The 21,062-nt window shown below is 70.9% G+C and carries 18 protein-coding genes and 2 tRNA genes; 3 read left to right on the plus strand and 17 right to left on the minus strand.

The window, feature by feature from the left end; all coding sequences use genetic code 11:
* Positions 1–149 precede the first annotated feature (149 nt).
* The gene (locus ACZ4LX_RS15800) at positions 150–605 is read left to right on the plus strand and encodes a pyridoxamine 5'-phosphate oxidase family protein (protein ID WP_467644230.1); all 456 of its coding nucleotides are present in this window, start codon (positions 150–152) and stop codon (positions 603–605) included.
* Between the two features lie 8 nt (positions 606–613).
* On the opposite strand, the gene ACZ4LX_RS15805 is transcribed toward ACZ4LX_RS15800, so the two are convergent.
* From ACZ4LX_RS15805 to leuS, 5 genes are all read right to left on the minus strand, one after another.
* Positions 614–3,208: a ComEC/Rec2 family competence protein gene (locus ACZ4LX_RS15805; RefSeq protein WP_467644232.1), complete on the minus strand. Its 2,595-nt coding sequence runs from the start codon at positions 3,206–3,208 to the stop codon at positions 614–616.
* Positions 3,205–4,674, minus strand: a complete 1,470-nt coding sequence (locus ACZ4LX_RS15810) for a ComEA family DNA-binding protein (protein ID WP_467644234.1) — start codon at positions 4,672–4,674, stop codon at positions 3,205–3,207. The genes ACZ4LX_RS15805 and ACZ4LX_RS15810 overlap by 4 nt, the downstream gene beginning before the upstream one ends.
* 191 nt (positions 4,675–4,865) lie before the next feature.
* Positions 4,866–5,711 carry a DegV family protein gene (locus ACZ4LX_RS15815; protein ID WP_467644236.1) on the minus strand — a complete coding sequence of 282 codons (846 nt, stop codon included), beginning with the start codon at positions 5,709–5,711 and terminating at the stop codon, positions 4,866–4,868.
* A gap of 291 nt (positions 5,712–6,002) precedes the next feature.
* A complete protein-coding gene (locus tag ACZ4LX_RS15820) occupies positions 6,003–6,719 on the minus strand; it encodes a hypothetical protein (RefSeq protein ID WP_467644238.1) in 717 nt (238 codons plus the stop codon).
* 267 nt (positions 6,720–6,986) lie between these two features.
* Entirely contained in the window at positions 6,987–9,860 is a 2,874-nt protein-coding gene (gene leuS, locus ACZ4LX_RS15825; protein WP_467644240.1) for a leucine--tRNA ligase, read from the minus strand.
* A 639-nt stretch (positions 9,861–10,499) separates the two neighbouring features.
* Between leuS and ACZ4LX_RS15830 the strand changes: the two genes are divergently transcribed.
* On the plus strand, positions 10,500–10,805 hold the full coding sequence (locus tag ACZ4LX_RS15830; protein WP_467644243.1) for a ferredoxin: 306 nt from the start codon (positions 10,500–10,502) through the stop codon (positions 10,803–10,805).
* Positions 10,806–10,875: 70 nt separating this feature from the next.
* Here ACZ4LX_RS15830 and ACZ4LX_RS15835 read toward each other — a convergent pair.
* The 9 genes from ACZ4LX_RS15835 to ACZ4LX_RS15875 form a co-directional block, all read right to left on the minus strand.
* Positions 10,876–10,948 (minus strand) — tRNA-Ala (locus ACZ4LX_RS15835).
* A 213-nt stretch (positions 10,949–11,161) separates the two neighbouring features.
* On the minus strand, positions 11,162–11,395 hold the full coding sequence (locus ACZ4LX_RS15840) for a hypothetical protein (RefSeq protein WP_326736146.1): 234 nt from the start codon (positions 11,393–11,395) through the stop codon (positions 11,162–11,164).
* A gap of 561 nt (positions 11,396–11,956) precedes the next feature.
* Positions 11,957–12,029 (minus strand) — tRNA-Ala (locus ACZ4LX_RS15845).
* A gap of 128 nt (positions 12,030–12,157) precedes the next feature.
* Positions 12,158–12,811, minus strand: a complete 654-nt coding sequence (locus tag ACZ4LX_RS15850) for a histidine phosphatase family protein (RefSeq protein ID WP_467644598.1) — start codon at positions 12,809–12,811, stop codon at positions 12,158–12,160.
* Entirely contained in the window at positions 12,808–13,239 is a 432-nt protein-coding gene (gene rsfS / locus ACZ4LX_RS15855; RefSeq protein WP_148018649.1) for a ribosome silencing factor, read from the minus strand. Before rsfS ends, ACZ4LX_RS15850 begins: the two co-directional genes overlap by 4 nt.
* Positions 13,240–13,498: 259 nt before the next feature.
* Positions 13,499–15,286: an LCP family protein gene (locus ACZ4LX_RS15860; protein ID WP_467644247.1), complete on the minus strand. Its 1,788-nt coding sequence runs from the start codon at positions 15,284–15,286 to the stop codon at positions 13,499–13,501.
* Positions 15,287–15,305: 19 nt separating this feature from the next.
* Positions 15,306–15,923: a nicotinate-nucleotide adenylyltransferase gene (nadD, locus tag ACZ4LX_RS15865; protein ID WP_467644250.1), complete on the minus strand. Its 618-nt coding sequence runs from the start codon at positions 15,921–15,923 to the stop codon at positions 15,306–15,308.
* 38 nt (positions 15,924–15,961) lie between these two features.
* Positions 15,962–16,123: a hypothetical protein gene (locus ACZ4LX_RS15870; protein WP_187285139.1), complete on the minus strand. Its 162-nt coding sequence runs from the start codon at positions 16,121–16,123 to the stop codon at positions 15,962–15,964.
* A gap of 84 nt (positions 16,124–16,207) precedes the next feature.
* Positions 16,208–16,360: a hypothetical protein gene (locus ACZ4LX_RS15875; protein WP_467644253.1), complete on the minus strand. Its 153-nt coding sequence runs from the start codon at positions 16,358–16,360 to the stop codon at positions 16,208–16,210.
* Between the two features lie 110 nt (positions 16,361–16,470).
* On the opposite strand from ACZ4LX_RS15875, the gene ACZ4LX_RS15880 reads away from it, so the two are divergent.
* On the plus strand, positions 16,471–17,604 hold the full coding sequence (locus ACZ4LX_RS15880; protein ID WP_467644255.1) for a M48 family metallopeptidase: 1,134 nt from the start codon (positions 16,471–16,473) through the stop codon (positions 17,602–17,604).
* Here ACZ4LX_RS15880 and ACZ4LX_RS15885 read toward each other — a convergent pair.
* The 3 genes from ACZ4LX_RS15885 to ACZ4LX_RS15895 all read right to left on the minus strand — a co-directional run bounded on the left by ACZ4LX_RS15885 (position 17,540) and on the right by ACZ4LX_RS15895 (position 21,006).
* Positions 17,540–18,655, minus strand: a complete 1,116-nt coding sequence (locus tag ACZ4LX_RS15885) for an SCO2583 family membrane protein (protein ID WP_467644257.1) — start codon at positions 18,653–18,655, stop codon at positions 17,540–17,542. The two genes, ACZ4LX_RS15880 and ACZ4LX_RS15885, sit on opposite strands and share 65 nt — an antisense overlap.
* A gap of 423 nt (positions 18,656–19,078) precedes the next feature.
* A complete protein-coding gene (locus ACZ4LX_RS15890; protein ID WP_467644260.1) occupies positions 19,079–19,657 on the minus strand; it encodes an SCO2584 family spore wall biosynthesis protein in 579 nt (192 codons plus the stop codon).
* A gap of 65 nt (positions 19,658–19,722) precedes the next feature.
* Positions 19,723–21,006, minus strand: coding sequence for a glutamate-5-semialdehyde dehydrogenase (locus tag ACZ4LX_RS15895; RefSeq protein WP_467644263.1), 1,284 nt, complete (start codon positions 21,004–21,006; stop codon positions 19,723–19,725).
* Positions 21,007–21,062 lie beyond the last annotated feature (56 nt).

Genomic DNA, 21,062 nt, shown 5'->3' on the forward strand with positions numbered 1-21,062 from the left:
CATCGCGACCCGCTACGACAAGACCGCCGAGTCCTACCAGGCAGCCGTCACCCTCGCCTCGCTGCTGATGTGGGCGTGACACTTTGACGACAACTCCTAGGACCGGCGGTGAAGGTGCGATGTGGTGCGCGTTCACTAACGTGCCGGGCATGACCAGTCGAGAGCCGGCGCGCAGCCGCGAACAGCGCAAGCAGGATGTGCTCGATCACCTGGAGAAGGACACGGACGCCTGGGTGTCGACCGCCTCGGCCGAAGGAGTGCCGACCCTGGTACCGCTTTCGTTCGTGTGGGACCGGGAGACCTTGCTGATGGCTACCCGGCGCACCAACCCGACGGCGGTCAACGTGACGCCGGACGGGCAGGCCCGGATCGCGCTGGGCCCCACCCGCGATGTGGTCCTCATCGACGCGAAGGCGGAGCTCATCGAGGGCGCGGACCTTTCCGCGGACTCGGGCGACGCCTTCGCCTCGAAGCTCGGCTGGGACCTGCGGGGCCGCTCCGCCTGGGTATACCTGCGTTTCACGCCGTACGCGGTACGGGCATGGCGGGAGGAGAACGAGCTGGCCGGCCGCGAACTGATGGCCGACGGCCGGTGGCTGGAGTGAACGCGCCGTCATGACCGCCCCACCGCCCGCAGTCCCGGCCCGGAACCCGTCACCGCGATCGCACCGTCCCGGTCCGTACGGAGCACCACCGCTCCCCCGGATCTGAGCGCCTCCACCGTCCGCGCGGCCGGATGCCCGTACGGGTTGTCCCGGCCCACGCTCACCAGCGCGAGCCTCGGTCGCGCGCTGCGGAGCAGCTCCGCGTCCTGGTGCGCGGAGCCGTGGTGGGCGACCTTGAGCACATCGACCTTCGGCAACACGGGGAGGCTGCGCAACAGACCCTGTTGGGACGGGGGTTCGAGGTCGCCCAGGAGCAGCAGCGTGATCCCGCCGGTCCGCACGAGCAGGGTGACACTGGCGTCGTTCGGTTCCTCCAGTACGGGGCCGGCAGCCGGGCCCGCCGCAGTGGTCGTGCTTCCGGACGGCCACAGCACCTGCCATGCGAGCGCCCCGATCCGGCGTTGCTCACCGGTTCCGGTGTCCGCCACGGGGATGCCGGCAGCCCCGGCCGTTCTCCTGACGAACGCGGCCTGCTCCGGAGGCTCGTCCAGGCTCGTCGTCTGAATCGCGCTCACCGCTCTGCCCCGCAGCACTCCGGTCAGGCCGCGCACATGGTCGGCGTGGAAGTGGGTGAGCAGCAGCAGCGGGACGCGGGTGATGGCCAGGTCGCGCAGGCACCGGTCGACGAGCCGGGGATCGGGTCCGGCGTCGACGACCACACCCGCGCCGGGCCCTGCCGCCAGCACCAGGGCGTCCCCCTGGCCGACGTCGCACATGGCGAACGCCCAGCCGGGCGGCGGCCATCCGGTCAGCACCCGGGTCAGCGGCACCGGCCGGAGTACGGCGAGGACGAGCAGCAGTGCGGCGGCCGAACAGAGCCAGGGACGGCGTCCGATGCGGCGCGCGAACAGCACCAGGAGCACGGTCAGCGCGGTCAGCAGCAGCGCTCCTGGCAGCCCGTCGGGCCAGTCGGCCTCCGCCCCGGGGAGCGCGGCTCCGGTCCGGGCCACGGAGGCGATCCACTCCGTCGGCCACCCTGCCACCCGGGCAAGCAGCTCGGCTCCCGCCATGGTCACCGGCGCCAGGGCCAGCACGGCGAACCCGAGCACCGTGGCGGGCGCCACCGCGAACTCGGCCAGCAGATTGCAGGGAATCGCCACCAGACTCACCCGGGAGGCGAGCAGCACCACGACGGGCGAGCACACGGCCTGCGCGGCTGCGGCGGCGGCCAGCGCCTCCGCCAACCGCGTTGGCACCCGCCGCCGTTGCAGCGCTGCGCTCCACCGCGGGGCGAGAGTCAGCAGGGCGCCGGTGGCGAGCACCGACAGGACGAAGCCGTAACTGCGCGCCAGCCACGGGTCGTAGAGCACCAGCAGCAGAACTGCGGCGGCCAGCGCGGGAATCAGCGATCTGCGCCGCCCGGTACCGATGGCCAGCAGTGTGATCAGGCCACAGGCCGCGGCTCGCAGCACGCTCGGTTCCGGCCGGCAGACGAGGACGAAGGCGAGGGTGAGTCCGCCGCCGAGCAACGCGGTCCCCCGCAGGGAGATCCCCCACACGGGTGCCAGTCCGCGGCGCTCGGCACGCAGGGCGCTGCCGGGCGGCCCGATGAACAGGACAAGCAGGATCGCCAGGTTGGCACCCGATACCGCCATGAGATGGGTGAGGTCGGTCGCCCGGAACGCCTCCTGGAGTTCCGGTGTGACGCGTGTGGTGTCGCCGACGACCAGTCCGGGCAGGAGCGCCCTCGCGTCGGGGCCGAGACCTTCCGTCGCCGCGCGCAGGCCCGCGCGCAGTCCGCCCGCCGTGCGCTGGAGCCGGGTGGGTGGGCCGATGACGCGAGGCGGCCCCTTTCCCTCGGCGCGCAGCACAGCGGTGGCGCGCCCCCCGCCGTGCAGTGGCGGGGCCAGCCGGCCGCTGACGCGCAGCCGCGTGGAGGGAAGCAGGCGCTGCCACTGCGCGGCAGCGCCTTCGGGTGTGACGATGACCAGTACCGGCGTACGCAGCCGGACGGCCGTGCCGCAGGGGTTCACCAGCCGGACGATCTCGGCGTCCAGGAGCAGGGAGACGGGGGTGCTGTGGTCACCGCGCACCCGGGGGGTCGTGCGGCGGGCATCGGAGGTGAGGGTGATCTCCGCGTCGATGCGCGCGAACTGTCCGGCCAGCCCCAGTACCGGTCCCTGCCGCGCATCGGCCCTGTGCAGACCGGCGGAGGCCGCCCCGGCCGCCGCGCAGAGCAGCACCGCCGCGGCAGCTGTCGTGTGCAGCCGCCATCGGCCACCGCCGTCGCTCTCCTCCCGGTCCTTGCGGTCCTTGCGCACCGCGCGTGCTGTGTGCGTCGTGTGTGCTGTGTGCGTCGCTTGAACCGCGTGTACCGCGCGGGAGGACAGGAAGCCCGGTACGGCCAGGAGGATCATCGCTGCGGCGAGGCAGAGCACCACCCCCGCCGTCACCCAGTGGCCGGGCACGTCCAGGGCCGACGCGGCACCAGCCCAGGCGGCCAGGGCCGGCGGGACCAGTCGTAGGTCAAGGGGCCCTTCCTGCCGCGGGTGGGAGCTCCCCAGCCGACGGCCCGATGCCGTGTGGACGTCCTGCGTGCTCACGGTCGCACCAGTGGCCGGAGATCGGTGAAACGACGGTCACCGATGCCGCTGACCTCGCGGAGCTCGTCGACGGAACGGAAACCTCCGTGCTGGGTCCGGTAGTCGACGATGTGCTGGGCAAGGACGGGGCCGACGCCCGGCAGGGTGTCGAGCTGATCCACGGTCCCGGTGCTGAGGCTTACCGGCCCGGCGGCGGCAGTTGGGGCGGCGGCGCCCGGACCGCCCGAGGCAGCCGGACCGCCCGAGGCAGCCGGGCCGGGCGGGGCGCCCACGATGATCTGTTCCCCGTCCAGGAGGACCCGGGCCCGGTTGAGGCTGTCGAGGTCCACACCCGGCCGGGCGCCGCCCGCCACGCGCAGTGCGTCGGCGACCCTTGCCCCGGCCGGCAGCCGGTGGATCCCGGGTCGCCTCACCTTCCCACTCACATCCACCACGATCTGCCCGCCCGGCCCGGTGGCGGGTGGCGTCCCGGGAGACGGCGTCGGCACGCCGGCCCCGTCCGCCTCACCCCCGCCGCTGCCCGCTTCCGCCTCCGCCAAGGGCGAGTGCGCAGCCTCACTCACGCGCTCCGGAGCAGGTACGGACGCTGGGCGCGCGACCCAGAAGTGCGTCGCGGCAAACACCGCTGCGGCGACCAGGACGACAGTGAGCGCGGCCAGGGTCCTCGGCTCCAGGCCGCACCTGAGCTGGAGCCACAGCGGAAGCCGCTCCCGCAGTCCGGGAAGGACCCGCCGCAGCCAACCCTCGCTCGCCCTCCCCGGAACAGGAACCTGAACAGGAACCGGAACAGGACCGACGGAGGAAGCAGGTGCGTCCGCCACCGCGGAGGCAAGGGGTAACGGCACCTTCCCGGACGCGGGCGTGGGCGCAGGCGTGGGCGGAAGCGTGGACGCAGATCCGGACGCAGGCGCAGGCCCATACGAAGACGTGGACGCAGATCCGGACGCAGGCGCAGGCGCGGGCAGGGGCCCGGGTGCGCTCAGGGGCGACGCCCTGGTGGAGAAGGGAGCCGCCGAAGGCGGATCCACCGTTGAAGAGCGAGCATCCGTCGCCGCACCCGCCACGACCGTCACACCCGCAGCCACCGCCGTACGTGCCGCCACCGCCGCGCCGCCGGGTGGCGTACCCCCGCCTGCCCCCACCACCGGCCGCGCGACCCGCCCCCCGTAGCCGCCGGCCATCAACGCGTCCGCCCGGCTGCGCGACGCCGCGGCCGCAGCGGTGCGCCTTCTCGACCGCCTCCCTCGGCCGGGCCCGGTGCCGGCACCGCTCCGGGCACGACCGTCCGAGACGGGAACACGCCCCGGCCCGCTACCGGCTCCGGCCCCGGACCGGGGCCCGCCGAAGCGGCCGATGCCGATACCCGTAGGGCTACCGCTGCCACGCCCGCCGCTGTCGACACGGCTGACATGGCCGACACGGCCGACGACGGCACGATTGATTGCACGATGTGATCGGGAAGCCATGCCTCATGACGCTAGGCACTTCCGCCAGAACCCGCTGAGCACGCCCAATTCCGGTGGAAAACCTGACCGTTGTGCATAACTCCACCACTCCGAAGAGTGAAGACAGCGGAGACAGCGGAGACAGCGGAGATAAGCCGACAAAGACCAGGACGCCAGAATTGAATCGGCGAGAGAGGAGTCGGCCGACCGAATCAGCGAGGCGAAATCACTGCTCCCAGCAGCCCAGGGCCGGTGTGGGCGCCGATCACCGCGCCCACTTCGCTGACATGCAGATCGACCAGGCCCGGAACACGCTCACGGAGCCGCTCGGCCAGTCGCTCGGCCCGCTCCGGGGCCGCCAGGTGGTGCACCGCGATGTCCACCTGTCCGCTGCCCGCCCGGTCGGCGACGATCTCCTCCAGCCGGGCGATGGCTTTCGAGGCCGTCCGTACCTTCTCCAGCAGCTCGATCCGGCCACCGTCCAGCTGAAGGAGCGGTTTCACGGCAAGCGCCGAACCGAGCAGGGCCTGCGCGGCGCCGATCCGGCCGCCGCGGCGCAGATAGTCCAGGGTGTCGACGTAGAAGTAGGCCGCCGTGCCCGCCGCGCGCTTTTCGGCGGCGGCCACCACCTCGTCCTGACTGCCGCCCGCCTCCGCGGTCTCCGCCGCGGCCAGGGCACAGAACCCGAGGGCCATGGCGACCATCCCGGTGTCCACCACGCGCACCGGCACCGGTGCGTCCTTCGCCGCGAGGAGGGCCGCGTCGTACGTGCCGGAGATCTCCGCCGACAGATGCAGCGAGACGATGGCACCCGCTCCCGCGTCGGCAGCCGCGCGGTAGGCGGCGGCGAAGACCTCCGGGCTGGGCCGTGAAGTCGTCACGGAACGGCGTTTCTGCAGGGCCAGCGCGAGGGAGCGGGCCGAGATCTCGGTGCCCTCCTCCAGCGCCTGGTCGCCGAGAACGATGGTCAGCGGCACTGCGGTGATGCCATGCCGCTCCATCGCCTGGGGCGGCAGGTAGGCCGTTGAATCGGTGACGATCGCGACATGGCGGGACATGAGCGGGAGATTACCTGCCGGGAAGGCGGCTCGGCAGTCCGACCCCGCCCGAATGATCAGTTCCGGTCGCTTCGGACCGCATCCTGCCATCCCCGTTCGCCCGACCGGTCCCCGGCCGTTCCCGCCAACAACGGCCAGGAAGATCCACTACGTCGGACGGACACTGTCGGTTCACGTCCGGACGGACACTGTCAGTTCATGTTCCGCGACCTTGCGCCAGTTCACGTTCCGCAACCGTGCGCCAGTTCATGTTCTGCGGCCGTGCGCCAATCCGTGGTCTCCGGGTGTGCGTCAGTTCGTGGTCTCCGGCCGTGCCGTCTTCCGCCACGGATATCCCGCCCGCAGCCGGGAATCCGGTGCCGTGATGCCCTGCGGAGTCGCCTCCGACGCCCCCTCGCCGCCCGCCGGGTCCCCGGCCGGCGGCTCCTGGACGCGGTCCGCCGGACGCCCCGGTACGGGTTCCTCCGTCGTCCAGTGCCGCAGCGCCCCGGCCTCCACGTCGATCTGTGTGTTCAGCGCCGCCAGATCGTCCTCGGCGAACTGCCGGGCCCGGTCCCGGGCCGCCCACCGCAGCGAATCCGCGGCGTGCGTGATCCGCTCGGTGCGCTCCCTCAGGCCGGGCAGCAGCGAGGCGACCGTCGCCTTGTCGGGTTCGCGCTCCAGCCGCTTCAGATCCTTGTCCAGCTCGCGGCCGTGCACCCCCAGGCGCTCGAACAGCCCCAGCGACTCCGAGAGCGAGGTGTCCTCCACCACGCCCAACCGCAGCGCCTCCTGCGTGGCGCGCATCGAGGTGCGCAGCGAGAGCCGGAGCTGCGCCAGCTCGCGGCCGACACCCACCTGCCCATAGCTCTTGGCCCGCAGCGTGGTGTCCTCCACCGTCCGGCGCGCCTGGGTGATCGTGCGGTCCACGCCGCGCGTGGCCGCACCGATGACCTTGACAGCCACGTAGACGCCCAGCGCCATGAACGCGACGACGAGCAGCCCCAGGATCAGGATCACGGCTTCCATGAGCGCCCCTCGGATGGTGTGACGGCTGACTGCACGGTTTCACCCTCCCCTCCACCGTAAACGGAACAGGCAGGCTGCGGGTTCCGTTGGAACCCCCAGCCTGCCCGTAAGGGAAAGCCCTCACACCGTCAGGGCGACTGCTGCCTCAACCACGACCACGGCCCCGAACACGGCCGCAACCGCAACCACGGCTGTCGGCATCGACCAGGCACAGCGCCCGGCCACGTCGACCAGGAATGTCGACCAGGCAGCGACCAGGCACGTCGACTAGGCCGGAACGATGTTCACCAGCTTCGGCGCCCGGACGATCACCTTGCGGATGCTCGCCCCGTCCAGTGCCGCGACGACGGCCGGGTCCGCCAGGGCCAGCGCCTCCAGCTCGGCGTCCGTGATCGACGGGGGGATCTCCAGGCGAGCCTTGACCTTCCCCTTGATCTGGACGACGCAGGTCACGGTCTCGTCCACCACGTACGCCGGGTCGGCGACCGGGAAGTCCTGGTGCACGACCGACTCGGTGTGGCCCAGCCGGCGCCACAGCTCCTCGGCGATGTGCGGCGCCAGCGGCGCCACCAGCAGCACCAGCGACTCGGCGACGGGGCGCGACAGCGGGCCGCCCGCCTTGGTCAGGTGGTTGTTCAGCTCGGTGACCTTGGCGATGGCCGTGTTGAAGCGCATCCCGGCCATGTCCCCGCCGACACCGTCGATCGCCTTGTGCAGCGCGCGCAGCGTGTCCTCGCCGGGCTCGGTGTCGACGACGGTGACCTCGCCGCTCTCCTCGTCGACGATGTTGCGCCACAGCCGCTGCAGCAGCCGGTACTGACCGACGACCGCACGGGTGTCCCAGGGGCGCGACACGTCCAGGGGGCCCATGGCCATCTCGTACAGACGCAGCGTGTCCGCGCCGTACTCGCCGCAGATCTCGTCGGGCGTCACGGCGTTCTTCAGGGACTTGCCCATCTTGCCCAGGACGCGGGAGACCTTCTCGCCCTCGTAGTAGTACGCCCCGTCACGCTCCTCGACCTCGGCCGCCGGGACCGCGATGCCTCGGCTGTCCCGGTAGACGAACGCCTGGATCATGCCCTGGTTGTACAGCTTGTGGAAGGGCTCGGCGGAGGAGATGTGGCCCAGGTCGTGCAGCACCTTGGACCAGAACCGGGCGTACAGCAGGTGCAGTACGGCGTGCTCGGCACCGCCCACATACAGGTCGACGCCACCGGTCGGCCGGCCCTCGCGCGGGCCCATCCAGTACTGCTCGATCGCCGGGTCGACCAGCTTGTCGGAGTTGTTCGGGTCCAGGTAGCGCAGCTCGTACCAGCAGGATCCGGCCCAGTTGGGCATGGTGTTGGTCTCGCGGCGGTACTTCTTCGGACCGGCACCGTCGCCCAGGTCCAGCGTGACGTTGACCCAGTCGGCGTTGCGCGACAGCGGGGTCTCGGGCTGGGTGTCGGCGTCGTCCGGGTCGAAGGTGCGCGGCGAGTAGTCGTCGACCTCCGGCAGTTCCAGCGGCAGCATCGACTCGGGCAGCGGGTGGGCGATGCCCTCCTCGTCGTACACGATCGGGAAGGGCTCGCCCCAGTAACGCTGACGGCTGAACAGCCAGTCACGCAGCCGGAAGTTGACGGTGCCCTCGCCGACGCCGTGCTCCTTCAGCCACTCGGTGATCCGGGCCTTGGCGTCGACGACGCCCAGGCCGTCCAGCGAGATCTCGTCGTTGGCGGAGTTGACCAGCTTCGCCTCGTACGAGCCGAACGCGTCCTCCCACGTCGAGGCGTCCGTGCCCCGGTCGTCCGACGGCTCGACGACGCAGCGCATCGGCAGCTCGAAGGCGCGCGCGAAGGCGAAGTCACGCGCGTCGTGCGCCGGCACGGCCATGATCGCGCCGGTGCCGTAGCCCATCAGCACGTAGTCGGCGATGAAGACGGGAATCTGCTCGCCGCTGACCGGGTTGGTCGCGTACGCGCCGGTGAAGACGCCGGTCTTGTCCTTGGCCTCGGCCTGCCGCTCCACGTCGGACTTGGCGGCGGCCTGCTTGCGGTACGCGGTGACGGCCTCGGCCGGGGTGGCGTGTCCGCCGGTCCAGACCGGGTGGGTGCCGTCGGGCCAGGCGGCGGGGATGATCCGCTCGACCAGCTCGTGCTCGGGCGCCAGCACCATGTAGGTGGCGCCGAACAGGGTGTCCTGGCGGGTGGTGAAGACGGTGATGGCGCCTGCGCCGTCGACGGGGAAGTCGACGCGCGCGCCCTCGGAGCGGCCGATCCAGTTGCGCTGCTGCAGCTTGATGGCCTCGGGCCAGTCCAGCCCGTCCAGGTCGTCCAGCAGCCGGTCCGCGTAGGCGGTGATGCGCATGTTCCACTGGCGCAGCTTGGCCTTGAAGACGGGGAAGTTGCCACGCTCGGAGCGGCCGTCGGCCGTGACCTCCTCGTTGGCCAGGACGGTGCCCAGGCCGGGCGACCAGTTGACGGGCGCGTCGGAGGCATAGGCCAGCCGGTGGTCGCTCAGGACGTCGGCGCGCTCGGCGGCGCTCAGGGCGCTCCAGTCACGGCCGTCCGGGGTCGGGCGCGCGCCGCTCTCGAACTGGGCGACCAGTTCGGCGATCGGCCGGGCGCGGTCCGCGTCTCCGTCGTACCAGGAGTTGAAGATCTGCAGGAAGATCCACTGGGTCCACTTGTAGTACTCCGACTCGATCGTGGCGAACGAGCGGCGCTTGTCGTGGCCCAGGCCCAGCCGGCGCAGCTGGGCCGTCATGTTCTCGATATTGGCCTCGGTCGAGATCCGCGGGTGTGTGCCGGTCTGTACGGCGTACTGCTCCGCGGGCAGGCCGAAGGCGTCGAAGCCCAGGGTGTGCAGCACGTTGTGGCCGGTCATCCGCTGGTGACGGGCGAAGACATCGGTGGCGATGTAGCCCAGGGGGTGGCCCACGTGCAGCCCCGCACCCGAGGGGTACGGGAACATGTCCATGATGAACTTCTTCGGCCTGGCGGCCAGCTCCGGGTCGCCCGCCAGGTCACCGGTCGGGTTCGGCGCCTCGTACGTACCCTCGGCATCCCAGAAATCCTGCCAGCGTGCCTCGATGTCGGCGGCCATCGCTGCCGTATAGCGGTGCGGCGCAGCCACGTCGGCTGCGGAATTCGTCTCGCTCATGATCCTCAAAGCTCCATCGATCGTCATCTGCCGGCGCCCACGTCTACGGACACTCGTCTACGGAAACGAAAAAGCCCCTCGCACAGGAGGGGACGCCGCGCTGATGCCGACCAGGCATTCTCACCGGTCGGGACTGATCAGCGCGGCTCGCTAAGCAGAAGGCGTACGGCACGCATGGCGTCAGGGTACCGCACGGACCCGGCCCCCATCCGGGCACCGCCGATCCGTGGACACGGCCGGCGGACAACACCGCGGCCATCGATCCGTGGACGACGCAACAGGCGACCGGCCCCGCAGCTACCGATCCGTGGACGACGCAACAGGTGACCGACACCGCGGCCACCGATCCGTGGGCACGACAGGCGGCCGGCCACGCGCCGGAACCACCCGACCTCCGTACGCCGCCGAAACCACCCGGCCTCCGTACGCCGCCGGAACGGCTGACGCTCCACTGCCGGCGGCCGTCGGCGGCACAGCACCGCTTCCGGCGCCGTTCTACCCGACCCCCGGCCGGAGAGCCCTGGATCGCACCCGGAGATCTCGGTGCGCTCCGCGCCGGCCGAGCGGGGCCTGTCCGACGGGCGCGGCTTACCGCTACGGGCCCGGGTGGTGCGGACCGCCGGAGCGCATGATCTCGGGATGACGTCGTCCATTCCGAGTGGCGGGAAGCTTGCCCTGGACCGGACGCTCCACCGGGGCCGCGGCCTCTGCGTGGACCTCGTCCCGGAGCTGATCAGGCTGTGCCCCGACGGATACCCGGCACTCGCGGACGCCGAGGTTCCGACGCATCTGCGCGGACGCGCTCAGCGTGCCGTACGCCGTTGCCCCGCCCTGGCACTCCGGGCCGAACAGCAGGCCCCGGGTCGAACAGCAGGCTCCCGGACGGCCGGCGCCATCTCCGGGCACGGGCCGGAAGGCGCCGGGCAACGGCCGCAGTTGACGTGACGGCCGCCTTGAAACGCACAACGACGGGCGGGCCATCCGATTCGGATGGCCCGCCCGTCGATCTTCACTGTGGAGCTAAGGAGAATTGAACTCCTGACCTCCTGCATGCCATGCAGGCGCTCTACCAACTGAGCTATAGCCCCGCGTTGTCCTGCCCGGTCTCCCTGGCGACATCGAGAACATTACCGGTCACCCCTGCCGTCCACCAAATCGATTCCGGCAGACCCGCCCCCGGCCCCTCTCGGACACCTCCCAGCCCCCTCTCCACACTCTCTCCCGCCCTCCGGCTCCGCGCCCTCTCCGCGCCCCCTCTCCGTCCCTACCGGCTCCGCTCCCGGCGGTTCCGCCCGATCCGGTCAGGCGGTGGCGAAGGAGTAGAAGCGCTTGAGCGTGCAGTGCTCCTCCAGCAGCCGTCCGTAGATCGGCTCCCCCTCCAGCTCCCGGTAGGTCTCGATGGCGTCACCTTTTATGACCAGCGCCCGTGCGCATTCCTCGCACCAGTACTGGTAGTCGGCGTTGACCGGGTCCATGTCCCTGACGATGGGCGTACCGCTGCCGCACCAGTCGCATTTCCGCCTGTGCGCACCCATGCGTCAGCTCCGACTGCGGCCGCGGGCCGTACACAGGGAGACGGCCCCCGCGAGGCCACCGGACGTTCGGCGTCGGAGGAGGGCGGCGTCGGCCGGCGAGAAAAGCACGGCCCGCAGAAGAAGCACGGCCCGCGGGAAGTGAACGGCTCGTGGGAAGTGAACGGCCTGCGCGAGACAGCTGACCCGTGGGAGACGAGCGGCGTGCTGGAAACGAGCGGCGTGCTGGAGACGAGTGGCCGGGAGCGGGCGGGCGACGCCCGTACGGCCCGGGTGGAGGAAGGGCAGGTCCGGGACCTCGTGGCGGCTCGCAGGCATCGCACACTCCTCCCCGTTCGGTCCGTCTCCCCTCCGGCGGTCCGATTCTGCCATGACCCCGCAAGGGGGTCAGCCCGCCGACGATCCCATCCTCCACCGAGGCCGCGGGAACAGGAGGAACAAGCGGTGACCGACGGCCTCGCACACCCGGCCGATGGCTACCTACCGCCGCCGATGACTACCTGCCGCCGCGGCGTGGGACATACGCAAGGATCCCGCCCCCTGATGGGGACGGGATCCTGATTGTGGAGCTAAGGAGAATTGAACTCCTGACCTCCTGCATGCCATGCAGGCGCTCTACCAACTGAGCTATAGCCCCGCTGTTCGCTGTGTTTCCCTGCGTTTCCGCCCTGCGAACAAGAAGAACTTTAGCCTGTGACCAGCCAGAAAGTGAAATCCGGCCGAGGCCGCCCGATGACGCCCTGCGGGCGCCGCCCGGGGACCCGGTCAGGCGTCGTCTCCGAGCACCGGTTCGGGCAGGGTGCCGGCGTTGTGTTCCAGCAGACGCCAGCCGCGGGCTCCCTCGCCCAGCACCGACCAACAGCAGTTGGAGAGTCCGCCGAGCCCTTCCCAGTGGTGCGCTTCCAGACCCAGCAGCCGGCCGATGGTGGTCCGGATGGTGCCACCGTGGCTGACGACGACGAGCGTGCCGCCTTCGGGCAGCTTGTCGGCGTGCGCGAGCACGACGGGGGCCGCCCTGTCGGCGACCTCGGTCTCCAGCTCACCACCGCCGCGCCGCACGGGCTCGCCACGCTTCCAGGCCGCGTACTGCTCGCCGTACAGCCCCACGATCTCCTCGTGGGTCAGCCCCTGCCAGGCACCGGCATAGGTCTCACGCAGCCCCGGGTCGTGAACGACGCCGAGCCCGGTGACCGCGGCGAGTTCGGCCGCTGTGTCCGCGGCCCGCCGCAGATCGGATGCGACGATCGCGTCCGGCTTCAGGGAGGCGAGCAGCCGGGCGGCCCTGCGGGCCTGCCCGACGCCTTCCTCGGTGAGATCGATGTCCGTGGAGCCCTGGAAACGGCGCTCCAGGTTCCACGCCGTCTGGCCGTGCCGCCAGAGGACGATCCTGCGGCCCCTGCCGCCTCCGCTGCCGTTCAGCTCTGCTCACCTTCCGTGCCGCCGGTGAGCTGTGCGTGCTCCTCGGCCTTGCCTCGGGTCTTCACCGCGTCCTCGGGAAGAGCGATCTCGGGGCAGTCCTTCCACAGGCGCTCCAGCGCGTAGAAGACGCGCTCCTCGCTGTGCTGGACGTGGATGACGATGTCGACGTAGTCGAGGAGGATCCAGCGGGCGTCGCGGTCTCCCTCACGGCGGACCGGCTTGGCGCCGAGCTTCTTCTGAAGCTGCTCCTCGATCTCGTCGACGATCGACTTGACCTGGCGGTCGTTGGGGGCCGAAGCCAGCAGGAAGGCGTCCGTGATCGACAGCACGTCGCTGACGTCGTACGCGATGATGTCGTGCGCGAGCCGGTCGGCGGCCGCCTGAGCGGCGGCGTTGATGAGCTCGATGGAGCGGTCCGTGGCGGTCACATGCAGGCTTTCGTCGGCGGTCAGATCAACCTATAGGGTCTCACGGACCGCCGACAGCCCACGCAGTCATCATCCGAAGACCGTTCAGGAGTCGCCCGGCGGCCTCCTGAGCCGCTGCGGAATCACCATCAGCGGGCCCGCGAGCAGGACGGAAACGGCTGCGGGGCAGTCCCGGGAACTGTCCCGGGACTGCCCCGCAGCCACTCCTGGACCGGACCGGCGGACCAGGAGCGGGCCCGCCGGCCGTGCCGCCACCGACCTACTTGATCTTGTAGTCCTGCCCGATGACGACGGACACGTCCGCGTTGCCGGCCGTCTTGCCCTTCTTCGCCGCGCTCGCCGGCAGTCCGAGGGTCGAGGCGACCTCGGTCGCCTTCTTCTTGTCCGCCTCGTCCTTGTAGATGACCTCCGAGGCGGCCACAGCGTCGGACTTCCCGCTGTTGACCACGGTGTAGCCGCCGTTGACCAGCTCGATCCGGGCGGACTCCGTACCGCGGCCGGTGCCCGTGGCGTCCTTGACGCCGACCCGTACCGCCGCGTCCGCGGCCGGGGCCTTGAACGTGCCGCCCAGGATGTCCTTGACGACGCTCTCGGTGGCCGCCTCGGTGAGGGTGCCGTCGCCCTGGACCGGCAGCAGCGCGGTCTTGTAGTCGCCGATCTTGGCGTGCTCGGCGAGCTTGGCCAGGGAGGCACCGAGGTCCTGCTCGGGCAGGGAGGGGTCGAGGATCTGAGCCAGCGTCTCGACGGTGACCGTGGCGGCCTTCGGATCGTCGGAGATCTTCCGCAGCACTCCGCGCATGACCTGCCCGAACCGCATCAGCTGCCTGGCCTCGGCCTCGCCGGGACCGCGGTACGTGGCGTAGGCGACGGCCATCGGTCCGCTGAGCGTCTGCGCCTTGCCCTTCTTCACCAGGGGCGCGGCCCCCTTCTTGGCGTCGGGAACAGCGGTGTCGGTGTCGACCTCGATGTTGCCGACCAGGTCGACGAGGTTCTCCAGATACGGGGTGTCGAGCCGCCATGTGCCGCTGATCTCGGTACCGAGCAGCGATTCGATGGACTCACGGGTTCCGGAGGTCCCGTCGTCGTCCACCGATTTGGCGAGCGTGGTGGTGGCGCCGTCCTCGTCGGCGACGACCAGCGAGTTGGGCAGCAGAACCGTGGTGCCCTGCTTGGTGGTGACGTTGTCGACGAGCAGGGCCGTGGACGTGCCGCCCGCCTTCGTGTTGTGGAGGTGGACCACGATGACGTCGCGCCGCTGCGGACCGGTCGCCGTGGTGCTCTCCTTCTCCGACGCGGAGAGACCGGGGATCTTGTCCGCCGACCACAGGTAGCCGGCACCGCCGAGCACGACGAGTGAGGCGACGACGATCAGCGCGACCATCCGGTTGCGACCGCGGCGGCGTGCCTCCTCGCGCCGTTCGCTGCGGCTCTCGGTGAACTTCAGCCAGTCGATGACGTCTTCGGAGTCCTCGTCGGGCTCCTCTATGAAGGAGAACTGCTCCGTGCGGTAGTCCCGGTCACCCCGGCGCGGCCCCGGAACGCCCGCCTCCGGCTCTGCGGGCGGCTGCGGTTCGGTGGCCCGCTGCTGTTCGGGGGCCCGCTGCGGTGGTGCGGCGGCGGGCGCCTGGGCCTGCTGCGGGATGCCCCACTGCTGCGTGGTGTCGACAGCGGCGGGCTGCTGGCCCGTGTCGTAGCCGTAGCCGCCGTCGTATCCGTAACCCTGCTGCGGGGACTGCTGCTGGGGCGGCTGCTGGTGCTGGGGCGGCTGTGCGTACGGGTCGTACTGCTGCGGAGGCGCGACGGGCTGCTGCTGTTGCTGCTGGGCATACGGGTCATAGCCGTACCCCTGACCGGTCTGCGATGCCTGTGACGTGTGTGACGCCTGCTGCGGAGGCTGCTGGGCCTGGTGCGGCTGGTGCTGCTGCGCGTACGGGTCGTACTGCTGCTGCCCGGGCTGCTGCTGGTACACCGGCTGCCCGTATGCGTCGTAGCCGACGATCTGCGGCTGCTGGTAGTACGGGTCGTACGGATTCTGTCGGTCGTTCACCGGTGCCCCTCTCCGTGGCTCATTCGCCGCGGTACAGCTGGCGCTTGTCGATGTAGCGGACCACACCGTCAGGAACCAGGTACCAGACCGGGTCCCCCTGGGCGACCCTCACACGGCAGTCGGTGGACGAGATCGCCAGTGCGGGGACCTCCACGAGGGAGACGCCCCCCTCCGGCAGCCCGTCGTCCGTCAGCACGTGCCCCGGCCGCGTCACCCCGATGAAGTGGGACAGCGAGAAGAGCTCGTCGGCATCCCGCCAGGTGAGGATCTGGGAGAGCGCGTCCGCGCCCGTGATGAAGAAGAGGTCCGCGTCGCCGTGGACCTCGCGCAGGTCCCGCAGGGTGTCGATCGTGTACGTGGGGCCGTTGCGGTCGATATCGCTGCGGCTGACCGAGAACTGCGGGTTGGACGCGGTCGCGATGACCGTCATCAGATAGCGGTCCTCGGCCGGGGAGACCTGCTTGTGGCTCTTCTGCCACGGCTGCCCGGTCGGAACGAAGATCACCTCATCGAGGTGGAACTGGGCGGCCACTTCACTGGCCGCCACCAGGTGTCCATGATGAATCGGGTCAAACGTCCCGCCCATCACGCCGAGTCGGCGTCTTCCGCGGCCGGTAGGCACTTCCTGCTCTCCCATGCGTGCAGAGCCTACTGGCACAGCTGTACGCCTCGGTCTCAGCGGTCGCGGTTGAAGCGCGTGGTAATCCACAGAAGGAGGAGAAGCGCGACAAACGCACCGCCACCGGTGAGGAGCGGGCTGAGACTTTCGTGATTGCCACCGTGCTCGCCCTCGGCGGCGACGGTGACCAGCTGGTGTGCGGTGCTCGTGAGGCTCATCTTCGGCAGGACCTATCGATCGGGAGTCGGGGGGAAGACGTCGCGGACATCGTATGCGGGTGCCCCGGGCACGCTCACGCCGACTCAGTCGTTGTTGTCGTCGTTGCGGTATCCGCGCAGCAGGAACCAGGCCAGCAGCGCTGCTCCGACGAGCGAGACGATCAGCACGATGCGGATCGTGTTGCCCGGCCCCTGTTCCTCGGATGCGGCGGCGAACAGAGCAACGGTGTGCGGCATGTCGGGCGTCTCCTCAGTTGTCCACAGCCCCCCGCACACCGTAGCCCCAGCACCTACGCTGGGATTTGTCAGGGGGCGAGCGATGTCTCGTACGAACAGGGGGCCCATTCATGACCGACGGCAGCCACGAGAACGACGGCCAGGTGCCGAGCAGGCAGCGCAGGCGTTTCCCGGGAATCTCCTCCCGGGCGTACGAACACCCGGCCGACCGCTCGGCGCTGGTGGCGCTGCGGAAGCTGAGTGGCTTCGACACCGTCTTCAAGGCCCTGAGCGGACTGCTGCCGGAGCGCAGTCTGCGACTGCTCTTCCTGTCGGACTCCGTCCGGGTGAGCGACGCGCAGTTCAGCCATCTCAACGACATGCTGCGGGACGCCTGTTACATCCTGGACCTGGAGAAGGTCCCTCCGATGTACGTCAGCCAGAACCCGCAGCCCAACGCCATGTGCATCGGCCTGGACGAGCCGATCATCGTGGTGACGACGGGTCTGGTGGAGCTGCTCGACGAGGAGGAGATGCGGGCGGTCGTCGGCCACGAGGTGGGACATGCCCTCTCCGGCCACGCCGTCTACCGCACGATCCTGCTCTTCCTCACCAATCTCGCCCTCAAGGTGGCGTGGATCCCCCTCGGCAATGTCGCGATCATGGCGATCGTCACCGCGCTGCGCGAGTGGTTCCGCAAGTCCGAGCTGTCCGCCGACCGGGCCGGGCTGCTGGTCGGCCAGGATCTGCGGGCCTCCATGCGCGGGCTGATGAAGATCGCCGGCGGCAACCACCTCCACGAGATGAACGTGGACGCGTTCCTCGCCCAGGCCGACGAGTACGAGAAGGCCGGCGACCTGCGCGATTCCGTCCTCAAGATCCTGAACGTGCTCCCCCGTTCGCACCCGTTCACCACGGTGCGCGCGGCCGAGCTGAAGAAGTGGTCCGAGACCCGCGACTACCAGCGGATCATGGACGGCCACTACCCGCGGCGCGACGAGGACAAGGACACCTCGGTGACGGACGCCTTCAAGGAGTCCGCCTCGCACTACGCCGATTCGGTGCGCAGCAGCAAGGACCCGCTGATGAAGCTGGTCGGCGACATAGCGGGCGGCGCGGGGGACCTGGGCGGCAAGCTCCGCGACAAGTTCACCGGCGCGGGCGGCGGCGCCAAGGGAAGCGGCGCGGCCGGGAGTGACGCTACGGACGGCTCACAGCGCCCGCCGAGGCCCGGGGACCCTGAGCCCGGGACGGCGGGGAGCTGACGGCCAGCGTCCCGCACAGCGCCGCGGCGGGCCGGCCCTCCTCGTACGGGTCGGTGCCCGCCGGGCCACCGTCGGCCGCCCTTCCACCCGCGAGCAAGGGCCGCAGGGCCCCGGTGGTGTCATCGGTGCAGGACTGCGGTCCTGCCTGGACGTAGCTGGTCCGCACCTCCAGCCGGTGGAGCCGCAGATCGTCCCGGTCGAACCGGAAGCGCATCTCCCGCCGTACGGTGAACAGCGAGGCACCGGCCGCCTGTTGGGGACCCGTGACGGCCGGGCGGAGCACATAGGCGAAGGTGTGGTCCGACACCACCTCCAGGGCGTCGGCACCCGCCTCGCCGTAGCGCAGGGTGCCCCGTACCCGGATCTCCGGATCGGCCGTGACCTCGTCCGGATCGAACCGCACCAGCCAGCCGGACGCGGCGTGCTGCCCGTCGTCGCGCGGGGCGCTCATGCTCCGCTCGAACTGAGTCATCTGGTCCGGGTCGAGCAGTGACTCCACCGGCCGTACGACGCGCCCGCCCAGGACGTCGGGGTCGAGCGAGGAGGCCACCAGATAGTCCTTCGCCGTGGCCAGGGCCGCGTACACCTGGCTGTCGGAGAAGTTCTCCGTCCGTCGGGTCACCGGAAGGCTGATGCCCGCGCCCCCTTTCGGGAACTGGGCTGCGGGGCTGCCCGCGAAGAGTGCGGCTGTGGTGCCGGCGGGCACCGCGCCGCGCGGCGCCAGCGGGACGATCGTCATCCGCAGCGGCTCGGCCCGTCGGGTGACGGGGTTCTGGTAGGGGTGTCGGAGGCCCATGAAGACGGCGGCTCCGAAGGCCAGGGCGATCAGGACGACCAGGGCGAGCGCGGCCCGTGAGCCGTTGCGGGCAGCGCGGCCCGGCAGGCTCCGGACGGCACGGGCGTGCTCCCCCATACGCTCCTGGGCGGAGAACTCCTGCAGCCGGGCAGCCTTGACGAACGACTCGTCGAAGACCAGTGACCGGTACTCGTCCTCGCTGCCGCTCGCACTGTTCTCCGCCGGGCCTTCGGGGGGATCTCCGCGGTCTGCCATGACTTCTCCCGACTCCACGCCACCGACCGGGGCCGAAACGGTGCGCCCCGTCCGGCCGAAAGGCTCCGGGCAGGGCCTGCCCGTCATGCATGGGCATGCGCGGACAAGTGAGAAGCCCCCTCTTCGAGCGGGTGAGGGGTCATATCTTCAGAGTAGGTCGATTGCGGCTGAGGTAAACGCGGCGACGGGCGGGAACTGCCCCGAGGGTTCCCCCGGCCGGGCGGACCCCGACCGCAGACGTCGCAGCGCCCGGAGGCGCGCGCGCCGTGTGGCGGCGGCCCCCGGACGGCACAGCGCACGCGTCGGCGTGCGGCAGCGGCCCGGGACAGCTACGCCGAGCGGGTGAGGGCGTGCGCCTCACACCCCCAGGCAGGGCCTGCGCGTCACACCCCCGGGCAGGGCCTGCGCGTCATACCGTCCGTGTCAGGGTGCGTGAGGGACGGCGGAGAGCATCGGGCGGGAGTAGCCGTCAGCGGCGGACGGGGCCGCGGTGGGCCCGGGTGCGCTGTCCACACCGCTCGTGACCGGTGGCGGGACCTGATCCTGCCGGTCGCCCGAGGTGTTGCGGTAGACGGCGCTGAAGGCCAGCGCCACCATGCCCACACCCATCAGCACGGCCAGCAGCCAGGCCACGGGCCGGTGCCAGCGGGCAGCACCCCGGTAGGGACGCAGAGAGCCGCCGTGCCGGCCGTAGGGCCCGCCGTCGTAGAAGTCGTCATCCGCGCCGAGCGGGTCGCCATAGGCGCCCCTGCGCCCGAAGCCGTCGTCGTAGAGGTCGTCGTCCAGCGGTCCGCCACCGGACCGGGCCCGGTGGGCCTCGGCCTCGGCGCGCGCCTCGGCAGCAGCCAACAGCCGCTCGACGGCGGTCGGTTCATGGAACTCGGCTGCCCGGACGAAATCCTCGTCGAACACCACGGAGGCGAAGTCCTCGTCCGCGCCCCCGCGGTCGTCGTCGGGCTCCCAGCCGTTCGGGAACGGCCTGCCCCCCACGTCGTCCGGCACAGCCTCAGCCTAGACCCGCGGGGTGGTTTTGGGCAGGGCGACGGCGCATCCGCCCCCTCGTGCGGTCACCTCACATGGCCGTCGCCGGTCACGATGTACTTCGTGGACGTCAGCTCCGGCAGCCCCATGGGGCCTCTGGCGTGCAGCTTCTGTGTGGAGATACCGATCTCCGCCCCGAAGCCGAACTGGCCGCCGTCCGTGAAGCGGGTCGAGGCGTTCACCGCCACCGTCGTCGAATCCACCAACTGGGTGAAACGGCGGGCCGCGGCCTGCGAGGTCGTCACGATCGCCTCGGTGTGGCCGGAGGACCAGAGCCGGATGTGAGCCACGGCCGCGTCCAGCGACTCCACGACGGCCGCCGCGATGTCGTACGAGAGGTACTCGGTCTCCCAGTCATCCGGTGTCGCCGCCACCACGGTGGCCTTGGACCCCTCGGCGTACTCCAGGACCCGCTCGTCCCCGTGCACGGTCACCCCGGCCTCGGCGAGCGCGTCCAGGGCCCGGGGCAGGAACGCGTCGGCGACGTCCTTGTGGACCAGGAGCGTCTCCGCGGCGTTGCAGACGCTCGGGCGCTGCGCCTTGGAGTTGACCAGGATGGAGACGGCCATGTCGAGATCGGTCTCCGCGTCCACGTACACATGGCAGTTGCCGGTACCGGTCTCGATCACCGGCACGGTGGACTCCTCGACGACGGTGCGGATCAGCGAGGCGCCGCCGCGCGGAATGAGCACGTCGACCAGGCCGCGCGCCCGCATGAGCTCGCGTACGGAGTCACGGTTCTCGCCGGGCACCAGCTGCACCGCGTCGGCCGGCAGACCGGAGCCGCCGACAGCGTCGCGCAGTACCCGGACGAGTGCGCTGTTGGAGGCGTAGGCGGAGGACGAACCGCGCAGCAGCACGGCGTTGCCCGACTTCAGGCAGAGGGCCGCCGCGTCCACCGTCACATTGGGCCGGGCCTCGTAGATGATCCCGACCACGCCCAGCGGCACCCGGACCTGACGCAGATCGATGCCGTTGGGCAGGGTCGAGCCGCGCACCACCTCGCCGACCGGATCGGGCAGCGCCGCGACGTCCCGCACATCGGCCGCGATGGCCCGGATCCGCTCGGGAGTGAGGGTGAGCCGGTCGACGACCGACTCGCTGGTCCCGGCCTCGCGGGCACGCGCCACGTCCTCGGCGTTGGCCGCGAGGATGTCGCTGGTGCGCACTTCGAGCGCGTCCGCGATCGCCAGCAGCGCGTCGTCCTTCGCCGCCCGCGGAAGTGGCGCGATGTCGGCGGCCGCGGAGCGGGCCCGGTAGGCGGCCTGGGCGACCGGGGACATGTTGTCGTACGGCGAAAGCGTGGTCATGCCCGCAGAGTAGTGCGCACGCTGCGGGCATCCGGCACGTATCCCGTGATGCGAGA

Source organism: Streptomyces sp. NPDC026062 (genome assembly GCF_055568375.1).

Bases quoted from the DNA above. Each gene is read 5' to 3' on its own strand.
- ACZ4LX_RS15800 (WP_467644230.1), top strand. From the start codon at position 150: ATGACCAGTCGAGAGCCGGCGCGCAGCCGCGAACAGCGCAAGCAGGAT.
- ACZ4LX_RS15810 (WP_467644234.1), bottom strand. From the start codon at position 4,674: ATGGCTTCCCGATCACATCGTGCAATCAATCGTGCCGTCGTCGGCCGT.
- ACZ4LX_RS15815 (WP_467644236.1), bottom strand. From the start codon at position 5,711: ATGTCCCGCCATGTCGCGATCGTCACCGATTCAACGGCCTACCTGCCG.
- ACZ4LX_RS15820 (WP_467644238.1), bottom strand. From the start codon at position 6,719: ATGGAAGCCGTGATCCTGATCCTGGGGCTGCTCGTCGTCGCGTTCATG.
- leuS (WP_467644240.1), bottom strand. From the start codon at position 9,860: ATGAGCGAGACGAATTCCGCAGCCGACGTGGCTGCGCCGCACCGCTAT.
- ACZ4LX_RS15830 (WP_467644243.1), top strand. From the start codon at position 10,500: ATGACGTCGTCCATTCCGAGTGGCGGGAAGCTTGCCCTGGACCGGACG.
- ACZ4LX_RS15840 (WP_326736146.1), bottom strand. From the start codon at position 11,395: ATGGGTGCGCACAGGCGGAAATGCGACTGGTGCGGCAGCGGTACGCCC.
- nadD (WP_467644250.1), bottom strand. From the start codon at position 15,923: ATGGGAGAGCAGGAAGTGCCTACCGGCCGCGGAAGACGCCGACTCGGC.
- ACZ4LX_RS15870 (WP_187285139.1), bottom strand. From the start codon at position 16,123: ATGAGCCTCACGAGCACCGCACACCAGCTGGTCACCGTCGCCGCCGAG.
- ACZ4LX_RS15875 (WP_467644253.1), bottom strand. From the start codon at position 16,360: ATGCCGCACACCGTTGCTCTGTTCGCCGCCGCATCCGAGGAACAGGGG.
- ACZ4LX_RS15880 (WP_467644255.1), top strand. From the start codon at position 16,471: ATGACCGACGGCAGCCACGAGAACGACGGCCAGGTGCCGAGCAGGCAG.
- ACZ4LX_RS15885 (WP_467644257.1), bottom strand. From the start codon at position 18,655: ATGGCAGACCGCGGAGATCCCCCCGAAGGCCCGGCGGAGAACAGTGCG.
- ACZ4LX_RS15895 (WP_467644263.1), bottom strand. From the start codon at position 21,006: ATGACCACGCTTTCGCCGTACGACAACATGTCCCCGGTCGCCCAGGCC.